The sequence below is a fragment of the Labrenzia sp. VG12 genome (genome assembly GCF_002237595.1).
GTDB lineage: Bacteria > Pseudomonadota > Alphaproteobacteria > Rhizobiales > Stappiaceae > Roseibium.
Genome location: NZ_CP022529.1, coordinates 2890743 through 2904660 on the forward strand (window position 1 = coordinate 2890743; position 13918 = coordinate 2904660).

At 62.0% G+C, this 13918-nt stretch carries 13 protein-coding genes; 6 read left to right on the plus strand and 7 right to left on the minus strand.

Annotated features, from left to right (window positions below; genetic code table 11):
• Positions 1 to 79: 79 nt before the first annotated feature.
• The 4 genes from CHH27_RS13495 to iolD are packed head-to-tail and all read right to left on the minus strand — an operon-like array spanning position 80 to position 4616.
• Positions 80 to 910 (minus strand): class II fructose-bisphosphate aldolase, encoded by an 831-nt coding sequence (locus tag CHH27_RS13495; RefSeq protein ID WP_094072054.1) that lies wholly within the window; start codon positions 908 to 910, stop codon positions 80 to 82.
• Entirely contained in the window at positions 907 to 1749 is an 843-nt protein-coding gene (locus tag CHH27_RS13500) for a 5-deoxy-glucuronate isomerase (protein WP_094072055.1), read from the minus strand. The genes CHH27_RS13495 and CHH27_RS13500 overlap by 4 nt, the downstream gene beginning before the upstream one ends.
• Positions 1750 to 1759: 10 nt before the next feature.
• Positions 1760 to 2782, minus strand: coding sequence for a 5-dehydro-2-deoxygluconokinase (gene iolC, locus CHH27_RS13505; RefSeq protein WP_247646230.1), 1023 nt, complete (start codon positions 2780 to 2782; stop codon positions 1760 to 1762).
• Positions 2736 to 4616, minus strand: a complete 1881-nt coding sequence (iolD, locus tag CHH27_RS13510; protein ID WP_094072057.1) for a 3D-(3,5/4)-trihydroxycyclohexane-1,2-dione acylhydrolase (decyclizing) — start codon at positions 4614 to 4616, stop codon at positions 2736 to 2738. The genes iolC and iolD overlap by 47 nt, the downstream gene beginning before the upstream one ends.
• 115 nt (positions 4617 to 4731) lie before the next feature.
• Here iolD and CHH27_RS13515 point away from each other — a divergent pair, with 115 nt between their 5' ends.
• Genes CHH27_RS13515 through CHH27_RS13525 form a run of 3 tightly spaced genes read left to right on the plus strand, consistent with a single transcriptional unit; the run spans position 4732 to position 7931 of the window.
• Positions 4732 to 5856, plus strand: a complete 1125-nt coding sequence (locus CHH27_RS13515) for a Gfo/Idh/MocA family protein (RefSeq protein ID WP_198338421.1) — start codon at positions 4732 to 4734, stop codon at positions 5854 to 5856.
• 36 nt (positions 5857 to 5892) lie between these two features.
• Positions 5893 to 6795 carry a TIM barrel protein gene (locus CHH27_RS13520; protein WP_094072059.1) on the plus strand — a complete coding sequence of 301 codons (903 nt, stop codon included), beginning with the start codon at positions 5893 to 5895 and terminating at the stop codon, positions 6793 to 6795.
• Entirely contained in the window at positions 6792 to 7931 is a 1140-nt protein-coding gene (locus CHH27_RS13525; RefSeq protein ID WP_094072060.1) for a Gfo/Idh/MocA family protein, read from the plus strand. The genes CHH27_RS13520 and CHH27_RS13525 overlap by 4 nt, the downstream gene beginning before the upstream one ends.
• A gap of 25 nt (positions 7932 to 7956) precedes the next feature.
• Here CHH27_RS13525 and CHH27_RS13530 read toward each other — a convergent pair whose 3' ends face one another.
• Entirely contained in the window at positions 7957 to 8958 is a 1002-nt protein-coding gene (locus CHH27_RS13530; RefSeq protein ID WP_094072061.1) for a LacI family DNA-binding transcriptional regulator, read from the minus strand.
• A 171-nt stretch (positions 8959 to 9129) separates the two neighbouring features.
• Here CHH27_RS13530 and CHH27_RS13535 point away from each other — a divergent pair, with 171 nt between their 5' ends.
• From CHH27_RS13535 to CHH27_RS13545, 3 genes are all read left to right on the plus strand, one after another.
• Positions 9130 to 10071, plus strand: a complete 942-nt coding sequence (locus CHH27_RS13535; protein WP_094074730.1) for a sugar ABC transporter substrate-binding protein — start codon at positions 9130 to 9132, stop codon at positions 10069 to 10071.
• 187 nt (positions 10072 to 10258) lie between these two features.
• Entirely contained in the window at positions 10259 to 11401 is a 1143-nt protein-coding gene (locus CHH27_RS13540; RefSeq protein ID WP_094072062.1) for an ABC transporter permease, read from the plus strand.
• Between the two features lies 1 nt (position 11402).
• Positions 11403 to 12182, plus strand: coding sequence for an ATP-binding cassette domain-containing protein (locus CHH27_RS13545; protein WP_094072063.1), 780 nt, complete (start codon positions 11403 to 11405; stop codon positions 12180 to 12182).
• A 38-nt stretch (positions 12183 to 12220) separates the two neighbouring features.
• On the opposite strand, the gene CHH27_RS13550 is transcribed toward CHH27_RS13545, so the two are convergent.
• Together CHH27_RS13550 and CHH27_RS13555 are read right to left on the minus strand one after the other, a co-directional pair.
• Positions 12221 to 12826: an HAD family phosphatase gene (locus tag CHH27_RS13550; RefSeq protein WP_094072064.1), complete on the minus strand. Its 606-nt coding sequence runs from the start codon at positions 12824 to 12826 to the stop codon at positions 12221 to 12223.
• A gap of 63 nt (positions 12827 to 12889) precedes the next feature.
• Positions 12890 to 13903, minus strand: a complete 1014-nt coding sequence (locus CHH27_RS13555) for a LacI family DNA-binding transcriptional regulator (protein WP_094072065.1) — start codon at positions 13901 to 13903, stop codon at positions 12890 to 12892.
• Positions 13904 to 13918: the final 15 nt, after the last annotated feature.

Genomic DNA, 13918 nt, shown 5'->3' on the forward strand with positions numbered 1-13918 from the left:
ACGCCCTCCGGCAACACGCTGTCAGCAGTGCAGAAGAAGTAAGTTCACTGTTGGCGCCTGCCCTCGGACCGGACGCGTTTCAGATCCTGGTGACAGTCCGGAGCATGTCGGCAGCCGCCGCCCGCACCGCCGGCATCGTTCCTTTCAGGATGGAAATCCGGTCAAAAACGTCCGGTCGGTCCGCCAGTTCCTGCCGCAACGCCTTGCCGAAGGTCTGGCGCAGCTCGGTACCGAAGTTGAACTTGCAAACACGCGTTTCCCTGGCCAGCCGGACACGGTCGGCCTCCGGGATCCCGCTGCCGCCATGAAGCACCAGCGGTTTCCTCGTGACCGCCTCGATGGCGCTAAGCGCCTCAAAATCGATCCCGTCTGTCGGCTCGGTCTGCAGGTGCACATTGCCGACGGAGATCGCAATGGCATCGGCCCCGCTCTCCAGGTCAAACAGGGCCGCCTCCTCCGGGTCGGTGAAGCGTGACGCGGCCCCGGCGGCATAACCGACATAGCCAACCTCACCTTCAACCGAGACACCCGCCGGATGGGCGACCTCAACAAGGCCCGATGTCAGGGCGACATTTTCAGAAATCGGCAGCTTGGAGCCATCGAACATCAGCGACGTGAAGCCGTGATCGATCCCTTCCAGGCATTCCTCGACGGTGTATCCGTGATCGAGATGACAGACGACCGGCACCGTGGCCTGGTCGGCCAGGTGTCGCAGCATCTTGCCGATCACCGGAACCGGCGTATGGGCCCGGCAGCCCGGCCCCGCCTGGAGAATGACCGGGCAACCGACCTCTTCGGCAGCCTCCACATAGGCCAAAGCGTCTTCCCAGCCGAGCACGACAAGCCCGGCCAGCGCGTACCCTTCCTCGGACGCTCTTTTGAGCAGCTCCGTCAGATTGACCGCCGTCATTTGAACTTGGCAATCATGTCTTTGATGCCGGGAATGGTCTCGATCTGCCAGGCATGATCGGGCTGGAAATACTGGACCAGCGATCGCTGCGACAGGCCGCCCAGGATCGTGAAATAATACATTTCATAACCCGGTGCGACGACACAGGGGTGATAGCCCTTGTCCAGGACGATCGTCGACCCGTCGACAATGTGGTAGGCATCGCCCACCTTGCCGTCTTCCCGCTGCACGAGCTGCATGCCAAAGCCCTTGTTGGGGCGGAAGCGGAAATTGTAGGTCTCGTCGTGGCGGGATTCCTCGGGGATCCGGTCAGTGTCGTGTTTGTGCGGCGGGAACCCGGACCAGCCGCCCTGCCCCACCGTAAACAGCTCCGACACCAGGAGCCGGCCGACCTTGTCGTGGTATTTCGTCCCGAGAATGTGCTTGATCTTGCGATGGGTCTTGGTGTCGTCGGAGCCATATTGCACGAGATCGATCGCCTCCGCGCGCACATCGAAGGGCTCCAGGACCTTGTCGTATTTCGCACCGGCAATGAAGACTTCGGCCGCATCGCTCACGCAGACAAGCTGTGCCTTTGCCCCGGACGGCACATAGACACCCTCCGGTTCCCCATCCCAGACATCGACGCCGCGCAAGCCGAGCGCCGGAAATTCCACCCCTTCGACGGAAACATCGACGCTGCCGGTGGCCGGCACAATGGCGGTCTCGTAGCCGGGAACGGCATATTCGAAGGCCTGTCCCCTGGTCAACTTGACGATGTTGAAATAGTTCAGCGGAACGCGCGCATCCTCCACATCGATGATGGCCTTGTTCGCATTTTCAAACGGTGGAATATGCATGGCGGTCTCCTCAAGATTGCGGGACGCTGTGAGCGTTCAAAAAGGTTTCAAGATCTGATGGCGTCGGCATGGCCGGTGCACAGCCGAAGGTCGACACCACCATCGCGGCAGCCGCCGATCCCCGCCGCACCGCTTCGCGCATGGAATGTCCCGCCGCGAGCGACGCAAGCAGCAACGCCATGAAGGCATCTCCCGCCCCCATCGGCTTGATCGCAGTCACCGGAAAAATGCCCGTCTCGAAGGTTTCCGCCTCGGAAAACACCACCGAGCCTTTCTCGCCCATCTTGTAGACGATGGTCATGTCCTCACGGCCAAGCTGTTCTGCCAGAACGCGGCCCGCCTCGTGGGTGCCATCGGCAACCACGGCGAACTCGTCGTCATTGCCGACGACAAGATCAGAGGCTTCGATGGCCGCCCGGTAGGTTTCGGCAGCCTCGAGACTGCCGGGCCAGGAATAGGGCCGGTAATCAAGATCAAGGACAACATAGCCGCCGGCCGCCCGGGCATGTTCCATCGCTCTCAGTGTTGCCTGGCGGGAGGGATGAGCTGCAAGCGCCGTCCCGGTGACGACCAGCGCGTCGAAGTTTTCGAAGTCGACCCCTGCGACCTGTGCCTCGTCCATCAGCAAGTCGGACGCATTGTTCCGGTAAAGCGTGTTCTGCGTGTCTTCAATGCGGGTCTCGGTGATCGCCAGAGACGTGCGCGACCCGTCGACAAGCACCTTCATGTGACGGGTATCGACGCCATAAGCTTCCAGCTCACGCCGCACGAAACGGCCAACGCTGTCGTCCGAGACGCAGGTCAGCATGCTGACGGCAAGACCCTGTCGCGCAAGCCCGGCGGCAATGTTGCCCGAAGAGCCACCAAGAGCGGTTGCGAAATGGCTCGCGGTCTCCGCGGTCGCACCGGACGGATGGGCATAGAGATCCATCCCGGCGCGTCCGAGAACCAGAAAGCGGGACCGCGATGTCAGGCCGGCCGGCATGTCAGACGCCTTTTCGCTGGGCAGAACGCCCGGCTTCCCAGTCCTCATGCGCCTGCTTGACGCGCGGACTGTTGGAGACCTCCGGTGTGCCGACTTCCCACCAGGAATGGCCTTCCTGTGTCCAGCCTTCAAAGGCATCGACCTTCATCGAGATCACGTAGGTGCGGTCGGACTGTTTTGCCCGGCCAAACGCTTCTTTCAGACCCTCGATCGAATAGACAGTCTCCGCATTGGCTCCCATGGACCGGGCGTGCGCCTCGAAGTCCACGGCAAAAGGTTCGACTGCCAGACGGCAATCGGCAATCAGGTTGTTGTAGGATTCGTTGCCCGTGTTGTTCTGCAGTTTGTTGATGACGGCAAAACCGCCATTGTCGCAGACCACGATGATCATCTTCGCGCCAGACAGGACCGAGGAATAGATATCTGAGTTCATCAGGAGATAGGATCCGTCCCCGACAAAGACGATCGTATCCTTGTCCGCGTGCTCTTCCTGGTGGCCAAGCCGCGCGCCCCAGCCCCCGGAGATCTCATACCCCATGCAGGAAAAGCCGAATTCAACGTCCACCGAGCCAAGCGACTTTGTCCGCCAGTTCGCCGTGACCTCCGCAGGCAGGCCGCCGGCCGCCGCAACCACTCTGTCGTCCGGATCGCAGACCTCGTTCACGGCCCCGATCACCTGGGCATAGGACATCGGCCGGTTGCTGCCGTCGCCTGCTGTCGGCGAAATATTGTCATCGACATAGGCATTCCAGGCAGCACGTTCCAAGGCGGCTTTCTCGCGCCAGGACACGGTGGTCGTCAGACCATCCAGCGCATCGGAAAGCAGCGGCAGAGACAGTTTGGCGTCTCCCACCACCGGCTGCGCCATGTGCTTGCCCGCGTCATGGCGACCGACATTCAGCGCAACGATGCGGGCTTCGGGTGCAAAGACGGTCCAGGATCCGGTGGTGAAGTCCTGAAGCCGCGTACCGACGGCCAGAACGACATCTGCTTCGCCCGCCAGGGCATTGGCCGAATTGGAGCCGGTCACGCCAATCGGACCGCAATTGAGCTCATCGGAAAAAACCAGATTGGCCCGTCCGGCGATGGTTTCCACGACCGGGATCTGGTGTTTGTGGGCAAAGGCGTTCAGTTCCTCGGTCGCCAGCGAGTATTGCACCCCGCCTCCGGCAATGATCAGGGGCCGCTCCGCCCCTTTCAGCATCTGGGCTGCTGCGGCCAGCTCCCGCTCGTCCGGTGTCTGGCGGCGCAAGTGATGGACCTTCGGTTCGAAGAAGGCTTCCGGATAGTCATACGCCCAGCCCTGAACGTCCTGCGGCAGGCCCAGGAAAACAGGCCCGCAATCGGCCGGGTCGATCAGCGTGCTGATCGCTGCCGGCAGAGACTGCAGCAGCTGCGCCGGATGCGTGATCCGGTCCCAGTAGCGCGAAACACTCTTGAAGGCGTCATTCACGGAAAGTCCCGGATTGCCCGGATGCTCCACCTGTTGCAACACCGGATCCGGCAAACGGGTGACAAAGGCATCACCGGCCAGCATCAGGAGCGGCAAACGGTTGGTATGGGCAATGCCGGCCGAGGTCAGCATGTTGGTCGTGCCGGGTCCGGCAGACGAGGTTGCGAACATGAAGCGGCGGCGCAGCTGCTGCTTGGCGTACCCAACAGCTGCCATCGCCATGGATTGCTCGTTCTGACCTCGCCAAAGCGGCAGAGCGTCGCGGTTTTCGTAAAGCGCCTCGCCGAGACAGGTCACGTTGCCATGACCGAAGATGCCGAAACCACCGGCGCACAAGCGCACCCGTTCGCCTTTCACGTCGACATATTGTGCAGCCAGATAGCGGACAAGCGCCTGAGCCATCGTCAGGCGAAGCGTCTTTGCGGCCATGAGCCTCTATTCCTCCCGGAAAACAATTTTATATGGCTTCTGGAGCCCTTGACTGGGCAAGCTAATGGGTGTTTATGCTTTTTGCAAGCGGTTGCAAAAAATGGATCAAAACGGGATGGAAACACGCAAACTTGGCGTCGGCATTGTCGGCGGCGGCTACATGGGCAAGGCCCATGCTGTCGCCATGCAGGCTGTCGGTGCGGTCTTCGATACGAAGCTGCGCCCCTCCCTGGAGATGGTCTGCACGACCACACCGGAAGGCGCCACTCGAAAGGCCGCGGAACTGGGCTTCAGGTCCTCCACGGCCGACTGGCAGGAACTTGTTCGCAATCCGGATGTGGAAGCCATCGTGATTGCTTCGCCTCAGTCAACCCATCTGAAAATTGCCACCGCCGCCTTTGAACTCGGCAAACCGGTCTTTTGCGAAAAACCGCTCGGCCGCGACCTCACCGACAGCCGGGCCATGACCCGTGCCGCAGAGGCTGCCGGCTGCATCAACATGGTCGGTTTCAACTATATCAGGACACCGGCTTCACAGCTCGCCCGGGAGATCATCGAGGCCGGTGAGATCGGCGAGATCAGCTATATACGCGGCGAACACACGGAAGATTTCTTTGCAGATCCGTTGATTCCCGCGACCTGGCGCACACAGGGCCGCGCCAACGGCACGATGGGGGATCTCTCACCGCATATCATCAATGCCTCCCAGGCTCTGGCCGGCCCGATGGAGCGGGTGCTTGCGGAAATTGAAACGGTCGTGAAAGAACGCCCGGATGCCAACGGACAGATGCAGACCGTCACCAATGACGATCACGCCCAGATCATGTGCCGCTTCCAGTCCGGCGCGCTCGGCTCCTTCTATGTCAGCCGCACAGCGTTTGGCCGAAAGATGGGCTATGCCTACGAAATATTCGGCACCAAGGGCGCCATCCGCTTCGACCAGGAAGACCAGAACGCGCTCTGGCTCTACGAAGGCGGACAGCCCGTAGCGCGCGAAGGCTTCAAGAAAATCCTGACCGGCCCACACCATCCGGATTACGTCAATTTCTGCCTCGGACCTGGCCATGGCACCGGCTACCAGGACCAGATCATCATCGAAGCCAAGGATTTCCTGACGGCGATCGAGACGGGCGAAAATCTCTGGCCGACCTTTGCGGACGGCCTTTATGTCAACCAGGTCGTCGAGGCGGCCTGGCAATCCAACGACAGCAAGAGCTGGATCGACCTGCAAAACGTCTAGACGGCCCACCGTCCGGACCTTCTTTGGAAAACGAACATGACCATCAAGATTGGCAACGCGCCCTGCTCCTGGGGCGTCGAATTTGCGGACGACCCGCGCAACCCCGCCTGGCAGACCGTGCTCGACCAATGCCGGGACGCCGGCTATCGCGGCATCGAGCTGGGCCCGGTCGGCTTCATGCCGGAAGACCCGTCTGAGCTTGGCGATGCCCTGGCTGCACGCAGCCTGGAACTGATCGGCGGCGTTGTCTTCCGCCCGTTTCACGATCCGGCCAAGTGGGACGACGTCAAGGACGGTGCCGTGCGCACCTGCGCCGCGCTCAAGGCCCATGGTGCAGAACACCTGGTACTGATCGATTCCATCTCGCCGCGGCGCGCGCCCACCGCCGGGCGTCCGGAGGAAGCGGAAAAGATGAGCGAGGCGGAATGGACCGTCTTCCGGGACCGGATCCGCGACATTGCGAAGATGGCACGGGACGACTATGGCCTGACAGCTGCCATCCATCCTCATGCCGCCGGTTTCATGGATTTTGAGGACGAGGTCGAGCGGTTGCTGGCCGAGGTCGACGAGAGCATCCTCAAGATCTGCCTCGACACCGGTCACAGCCTTTACGCGGGCTTTGACCCGGTCGCCTTCATGGACCGGCATATGGACCGGATTTCCTACATGCATTTCAAGGATATCAACCCGCAAGTCCGCGCCAGTGTCGTTGCCAACCGCACTGATTTCTACAAAGCCTGCGGTGACGGCATCTTCTGCAATCTCGGCAGGGGCGCCGTGGACTTTCCGGCCGTGAAAGCCCGGCTTGAGACCGCAGGCTTTTCCGGCTGGTGTACGGTGGAACAGGATTGCGATCCGGAAATGGCGCAGTCCCCGCTCGACGACGCCAGGGAAAACCGTTCCTATCTGCACTCCATCGGCTTTGAGGCATCAGCATGAGCAAATTGAACTGGGGCATGATCGGTGGCGGGCGCGGCTCGCAGATCGGCCCGACCCATCGCATCAGCGCCGGGCTGGACGGCCACTTCCGCCTCGCCGCCGGCGCTCTCGACGCCGACGCGGAACGGGGCAAGGACTATGCGATCGAACTGGGCATTGCCCCGGATCGCGCCTATGGCAACTGGCAGGACATGCTGGCGGGTGAACGGGATCGCGACGACAGGCTGGACCTGGTGACAGTCGCGACCCCCAACGCCACGCATTATGAAATCACCCGGGCTTTTCTGGAGGCCGGCTTCGACGTCCTGTGCGAAAAACCGCTGACCATGACGGCCGCCGAGGCGGAAGAGATCGTCGCGATCATGCGCGATACCGGCAAGGTCTGTGCAGTCAATTACGGCTACAGCGGCTACCCGCTGGTCCGCCAGATGCGTGCCATGATCACTGGCGGCGAGCTTGGCAAGATCAGGTTGATCAAGGCGGAGTTCGCCCACGGCTTTCATGCCGATGCCGAAGAAGCCGACAACCCCCGCGTTCGCTGGCGCTACGACCCGGCGCAGGCCGGTACGTCCGCGGTGTTCGCAGATGCCGGCATCCATGCCTTCCACATGGCCTGTTTTGTGTCCGGGCAGGCACCTGCAGAGCTGTCCGCGCATTTCGCCTCGCTCGTGGGTGACCGGCAGCTGGAAGACGATGCGATGATCAACATCCGCCTGTCGGACGGCGCCCTGTGCCGTCTGTGGACAAGCGCGATTGCTGTTGGACGCATGCACGGCCTGACCTTGCAGGTCTTTGGCGAGAAGGGCGGCCTCTCCTGGCAGCAGCAGCATCCGGAGCAGCTGCTCTGGACACCGCTGAACGGCCGCACGCAGACGCTGGAACGCGGCGACGGCGACCTGTCGCCCGCCGCGGCCCGCGCCTCCCGCATACCGATCGGTCACGCCGAAGGCATGCCGGTGGCCTTTGCCAATATCTATCATGATCTTGCCGATGTTCTGAGGGCGCGCAAGGCGGGCACGGCTCCGGATCCTCTCGCACTCGACTTCCCGACTGCGGAAGATGGTCTCTGGTCGATGCGTGCAATTGAGGCAGCGGCCAGTTCGGCCAAATCGGACGGTCGCTGGACCACCCTCTAGCACCCAATCCTCAAGTCAAAATTCTTCAATCGGTGGCCGGGCGCAAGGATCCGCGCTCGACCACCGAACAGGGAAACAGCCGGATTTCAGGGCTGCGGGACGGGTTCTCCACCATACCCACTACCAGCTCGACCGCGCTCATGATGATGTCCCGGATCGGCTGTCTTATGGTCGTCAGGGCATAGGCATCCCATCCCGCCATCGCGATGTCGTTAAAGCCGAGAAAGCCGATATCCTCCGGGATGCGTTTGCCGGCGGCACGCGCGGCATCCATTGCCCCCATGCAGATCAGATCATCGCCGCAGAAGATCGCCTCGACATCGTCCTCCGCCAGCACGGTTGCCATGGCCTCCCGTCCGGCCCGGTAGGTGTAATTCTCTGCATAGCGAATGGACGTGACATCAAGACCGAGCTGGGACGACCGGCGCTCAAATCCGGTGCCCCTGTCCTGGGTCGATGTCGCGGTTTCCGGACCTCCCAGAAGAGCCACCTTGCGGTATCCGCGCCCATGAAAGGTCTCGGCCGCCATGGCGCCGCAATTCTCGTTGTCGATCCCGACCACATGGACCTGCGCATTTGCCTGATACTTGCCGAACGTATGAATCACGGGGATGCCTGCGGTCTGGAAAGCGCCGGCAAAGCTGGTCGGCAAGGTCGAGGTCGCTACAATCACGCCATCGACATTGTACTGCCGCAGCAACTCGACAAACTCCTTGGGCGACGTCTCGTCCGACAGGTTGACCAGAAGCGGCCGCAGCCCCCGTTCCTGCAGCTCGCTGGTGAAGAGGTCGAACACATCCAGAAAGGCCGGGTTCTGGAAGTTGTTGGCGACAAGTCCGATCAGCTTGGTGCGGTTGGTGGCCAGGCTGCGGGCGATCAGCGACGGTCGGTATCCAAGCGCCTTGGCGGCCTTCTCCACCTTCTCCCGGGTGCGCGCGGAGACGCTCGCCCCATCTGTGAAGGTTCTCGACACGGCCGACCGGGACACACCCGCAAGTTCCGCAACTTCCTTTAACGTGACAGCCAAGTTTTCATTCCAGCCACTGACTTCCTTTCGCCCGAAACTACACGAACGTCTTTTGACGTCAAATTTTTTGCAACCGGTTGCAATTAACGCGACGTTGTGTTTGTCTGGAGGAAGGCACGGCTCACCGGCAGGATACGCCGGATCAGGTGCCAGGTTATTTGGGAGGAATTCATGAAGAAGACACTTATCGCGATGGCGGCAGCAGCCGTTGCGTTCACCGGCCTGACGGCTCCTGCGCTTGCGGACGGCGAGCGTTTCGTCCTTGTCAGCCACGCACCGGACAGCGACAGCTGGTGGAACACCATCAAGAACGGTCTGGCGCTTGCCGGCGAACAGGTTGGCGCCGAAGTCGAGTATCGCAACCCGCCGACCGGCGACATTGCCGACATGGCCCGCATCATCGAACAGACCGCCGCCTCCAATCCGGACGGCATCATCACCACCCTGGCCGATCCGGACGTCCTCTCCGGCCCGATCCAGAACGCCGTTGCCAAGGGCATCCCGGTGATCATCATCAATTCCGGCACCCCGGAACAGGCCGCCGATGTCGGCGCGCTGATGTATGTGGGTCAACCGGAATATGACGCAGGCCTTGCCGCCGGTCAGCGCGCCAAGCGCGACGGCGTCGGCTCCTTCCTGTGTGTGAACCACGTCGTCTCCAACCCGGTGGTTGGCGAGCGCTGCCGCGGATTTGCCGACGGTCTCGGCGTTGAACTCGGCGACAGCATGATCGACAGCGGCCAGGATCCGGCAGAAATCAAGAACAAGGTGAAAGCCTATCTGGCCGCAAATCCGGACACGGAAGCCGTCCTGACACTCGGCCCGACCTCTGCGGACCCGACCATCGGTGCGCTCCAGGAAATCGGCAAGGCCGGCGACATCTATTTCGGCACCTTTGATCTCGGCACCGAGATCGTGAAAGGCATCAAGGACGGCACCATCCAGTGGGGCATCGACCAGCAGCCGTTCCTGCAGGCCTACCTGCCGGTGATCGTTCTGGCCAACTACCAGCGCTTCGGTGTGCTGCCGGGCAACAACATCAACTCCGGACCGGGCTTCATCACCAAAGACGCCCTGGCCAAGGTTGAGGAATACGCGGGCGAATACCGCTAATTCCGGACCAACCGGTCATATCTCCCCTCGAACCTTGGAGAGGCGGCTCGCTGCCTCTCCTTTTTTGAAACGACCCGCGCTCCCTTGGGCAGATGCCCGGGGTCGAGCGCCTTCATCCGGAAACACGATCAGCGGCCGGGCCGCAGCAATCAAGGCGGCCGGCTGACCGGACCGCAGGAGGAACCTCATGTCTGAAACACAGACGCCATCAGCGCCAGATCCGGCCGCGCCCGAAAAGGACGAACGTGTCCGCGAGATGTCGGCGCTCCGCAAGGCGTTGATCCGACCCGAACTCGGTGCCATCTGCGGCACCATCCTGGTCTTCATGTTCTTCGTCGCCATCGCCCGCGACAGCGGCATGTTCGCCCCCGAAGGCATCATCAACTGGGGCACCGTCGCCGCCCAGTTCGCCATCATCGCCGTCGGCGCCTGCCTTCTGATGATCGCCGGCGAGTTCGACCTCTCCGTCGGCTCCATGATCGGCTTCTCCGGCATCGTCATTGCCCTCATCTCCGTGCAATGGGGATATCCCGTCTGGTTCGCCATCGTCGTCGCCTTCCTCCTGGCACTCACCATCGGCGCCCTCAACGGTTACCTCGTCATCAAGACCGGCCTGCCCTCCTTCATCGTCACCCTCGCCTTTCTCTACATCCTGCGCGGCCTGACCATCTTCACCGCGATTGCCACCACCCGCAAAACCATCATCGGTGGCGTCAAGGATGCTGCCGAGGGCGACCCCATCGCCTGGCTCTTCGGTGGCAAGGTCTTCAACGGCCTCTTTGTCTGGCTCGCCGATCTGGGCGTCGTCGGCAAGTTCGTGGCCGGACCCAAGGCCGGTCAGCCCGTGGTCGAGGGCATTCCCATGCTCATGATCTGGGCCATCATCCTGATCATCTTCGGCCACTTCCTCCTGACCCGCACCCGCTTCGGCAACTGGATCTTCGCCTCCGGCGGCGATGCCCAGGCCGCCCGCTATGTCGGTGTTCCGGTCAACCGGGTGAAGGTTCTGATGTTCATGTTCTCCGCCTTCTGCGCCACCGTCTTTGCAACCTGCCAGGTGATGGAGTTCGGCTCGGCGGCGGCCGACCGCGGTCTTCTGAAGGAGTTCGAGGCGATCATCTCCGTGGTCATCGGCGGGGCGCTTCTGACCGGAGGCTACGGCTCGGTCATCGGCGCCGCCCTCGGCGCGCTCGTCTTCGGCGTCGTCCAGCAGGGCCTGTTCTTTGCCGGGGTGGAAAGCTCGCTCTTCCGCGTCTTCCTCGGTGTGATCCTGCTGCTCGCCGTGATCCTCAACACCTACATTCGCCGCATGATCACGGGAGAACGCTGACATGTCCGATGCATTGATCGAACTCGTCGATATCGAGAAGCATTTCGGCCCGGTGATCGCGCTCAACGGCGTCACCGTGTCCGTCAAGCCCGGGGAATGCCACTGCCTTCTGGGCGACAACGGCGCCGGCAAGTCCACCTTCATCAAGACCATGTCCGGCGTTCACAAGCCGACGAAAGGCAAGATCCTGATCGAGGGCAAGGAGGTCAACTTCTCCAGCCCGCGCGATGCCATGAATGCCGGCATTGCCACCGTCTATCAGGATCTGGCCATGATCCCGCTGATGTCGGTGACGCGGAACTTCTGGATGGGGCGCGAGCCGCAGAAGAGCTTCGGTCCGTTCAAGTTCTTCGACTTTGCCAAGGCCAACGAGGTCACCATGAGCGAGATGGCGAAGATGGGCATTCATCTGCGTTCGCCCGACCAGGCGGTCGGCACGCTGTCGGGCGGGGAGCGCCAGACGGTGGCCATTTCCCGCGCGGTCTATTTCGGGGCCAAGGTGCTGATCCTCGACGAGCCGACCTCTGCCCTTGGCGTCCGCCAGACCTCAAACGTCCTGGCGACCGTCGACAAGGTGCGCAAGAAGGGCATCGGTGTGGTCTTCATCACCCACAATGTCCGCCATGCCATGGCTGTCGGCGACCGCTTCACCGTGCTAAACCGCGGCAAGACCCTCGGCACCGCAACACGCGGCGAGATCAAGGCAGAGGAACTCCAGGACCTCATGGCCGGCGGACAGGAACTCGCAGAACTCGAAGGCTCCCTCGGCGGGACAATCTGACGGGAAAGTCTGATCCGGGCCCAAAGGCCCCGCGCAGGTCAAGAGATCAAGCGCGGGGCAATCAGCGCATTCACATCAATCACATCCATTCCCGCACGTCCGGCTGCTTCCAGTCCCTGACGACTGTCCTCAAAGACCAGACAAGACCCTGCGGGTGTCTTCAGACGGTCAGCCGCCTCCAGGAAGAGATCCGGCGCGGGTTTGGCGTGGGCTACATCCTCGATCGTCACCACACAGTCAAACAGAGGCAACAGGCCTGCCGCTTCCAGCGAGGGCACAACGATTGCCTTCGGACCACCTGAGGCAACAGCCATCGGTTTCTGCCCGGCATGCGCCCGTGCAACGGCGGCGACTTCAACAATCTCCTGCACCTCTTCGATCTGCGCTAGAACGGCCTGCCGCATGGCCCGCACAACACCCGCCCGATCCAGCTTGACGTTAAACTCCGCCTCGAATTCATCCAGCAGAACACGTTCCGACATGCCGGCGCGGTGGTGATACCAGTCCGGGTCCATCTCCTGACCGACCGTGCGAAACGCCATCTGCCATCCCGCCGCATAGAGCTCGGGGGTGCGCAGCAGGGTTCCGTCGCAGTCAAAGATGAGGGCGCGTGCAGCGCCAACGCGGGTGTCCAGGTCGTGCACGTGGCAGTCTTTCAGTTGGGTGGCGGCAAATGCGCGCTTGCGAAAAGGCCTCAAGATTTTTGCTCAGGGATCCAGTCCGAGGCTCGTCTGACGCCTGATGAGCTCGACCTCGTAGCGCTTTGTGTCCGGCGGCCGCTTGCCGTCGACAATCCAGGCCAGCATCGCCTCCGCCGCATGGGTGCCGAAACGTTTGGAATCGCACCGGACAGAACTCAGACGCGGATAGACGAGAGAACTTTCCTCGATGTCATCAAAGCCGACGATCCTGATGTCCTCGCCAACCCGCACGCCGGCCTCCGCCAGACCGGACATCAGACCGAGCGCTACAAGGTCGCTGAAGCAGACGACGGCTTCGAGATCCGGATGCTCCTGCCGGATCCGCAAGGCAATATCCCGGCCGAAAGCGCGCGACGGGCGACCGTGAAAGATCTGGACGGTCCTGGTGTTCGCCGCCATCACCGCCCTGTAGCCCGACATGCGCTCGTTGGTAATGGCGCGGTCCTGAAGACCGCCGACAAAGGCGATCTTGCGGCAGCCCTGGTCAAGCAGATGTTTTGTCGCCAGCTCTCCACCCGACGCATAGTTGTGAGAGGCAAACGGGAACAGATCAGTCCGGTCATCCAGCTGCCGCAGGACCTGCATCGTTGGAATGCCGGCACGCGCGATCCGGTCGAAGGCCCCGGCATCCTCTCCATAAGCCGGTGAAATCACGAAAGCCGAGACCCCGTGCTCGATCATGGAGTCGATCACCTGGGACTGGATGTCGGGATCCTCATCGGTGTTGGCGATGACCGTGGAATAGCCCTTGCGCGCAAATTCCATCTGGGCGCTGGCGGCAAACTCGGTGAAGAACGGGTTGCGCAGATCGTTGATGATGAGCCCGATCAGGCCGGACGCTGCCCCGCGCAGGCCTGCCGCGGAGCGGTTATAGACATAACCGAGCGCTTCCATCGCTTCGGTGACCTGGTCACGGGTCTGCTGCTTGACCAGCGAGGAATTCTGCAGGACCAGCGACACGGTGGACTTGGAAACCCCCGCCTTTTTGGCCACATCCAGTATGGTCGGTCGTTTGCCCATTCCCTCTTCCCGCAG

Bases quoted from the DNA above. Each gene is read 5' to 3' on its own strand.
- CHH27_RS13495 (WP_094072054.1), bottom strand. From the start codon at position 910: ATGACGGCGGTCAATCTGACGGAGCTGCTCAAAAGAGCGTCCGAGGAA.
- CHH27_RS13500 (WP_094072055.1), bottom strand. From the start codon at position 1,749: ATGCATATTCCACCGTTTGAAAATGCGAACAAGGCCATCATCGATGTG.
- iolC (WP_247646230.1), bottom strand. From the start codon at position 2,782: ATGAGGACTGGGAAGCCGGGCGTTCTGCCCAGCGAAAAGGCGTCTGAC.
- iolD (WP_094072057.1), bottom strand. From the start codon at position 4,616: ATGGCCGCAAAGACGCTTCGCCTGACGATGGCTCAGGCGCTTGTCCGC.
- CHH27_RS13515 (WP_198338421.1), top strand. From the start codon at position 4,732: ATGGAAACACGCAAACTTGGCGTCGGCATTGTCGGCGGCGGCTACATG.
- CHH27_RS13520 (WP_094072059.1), top strand. From the start codon at position 5,893: ATGACCATCAAGATTGGCAACGCGCCCTGCTCCTGGGGCGTCGAATTT.
- CHH27_RS13525 (WP_094072060.1), top strand. From the start codon at position 6,792: ATGAGCAAATTGAACTGGGGCATGATCGGTGGCGGGCGCGGCTCGCAG.
- CHH27_RS13535 (WP_094074730.1), top strand. From the start codon at position 9,130: ATGAAGAAGACACTTATCGCGATGGCGGCAGCAGCCGTTGCGTTCACC.
- CHH27_RS13540 (WP_094072062.1), top strand. From the start codon at position 10,259: ATGTCTGAAACACAGACGCCATCAGCGCCAGATCCGGCCGCGCCCGAA.
- CHH27_RS13545 (WP_094072063.1), top strand. From the start codon at position 11,403: ATGTCCGATGCATTGATCGAACTCGTCGATATCGAGAAGCATTTCGGC.
- CHH27_RS13555 (WP_094072065.1), bottom strand. From the start codon at position 13,903: ATGGGCAAACGACCGACCATACTGGATGTGGCCAAAAAGGCGGGGGTT.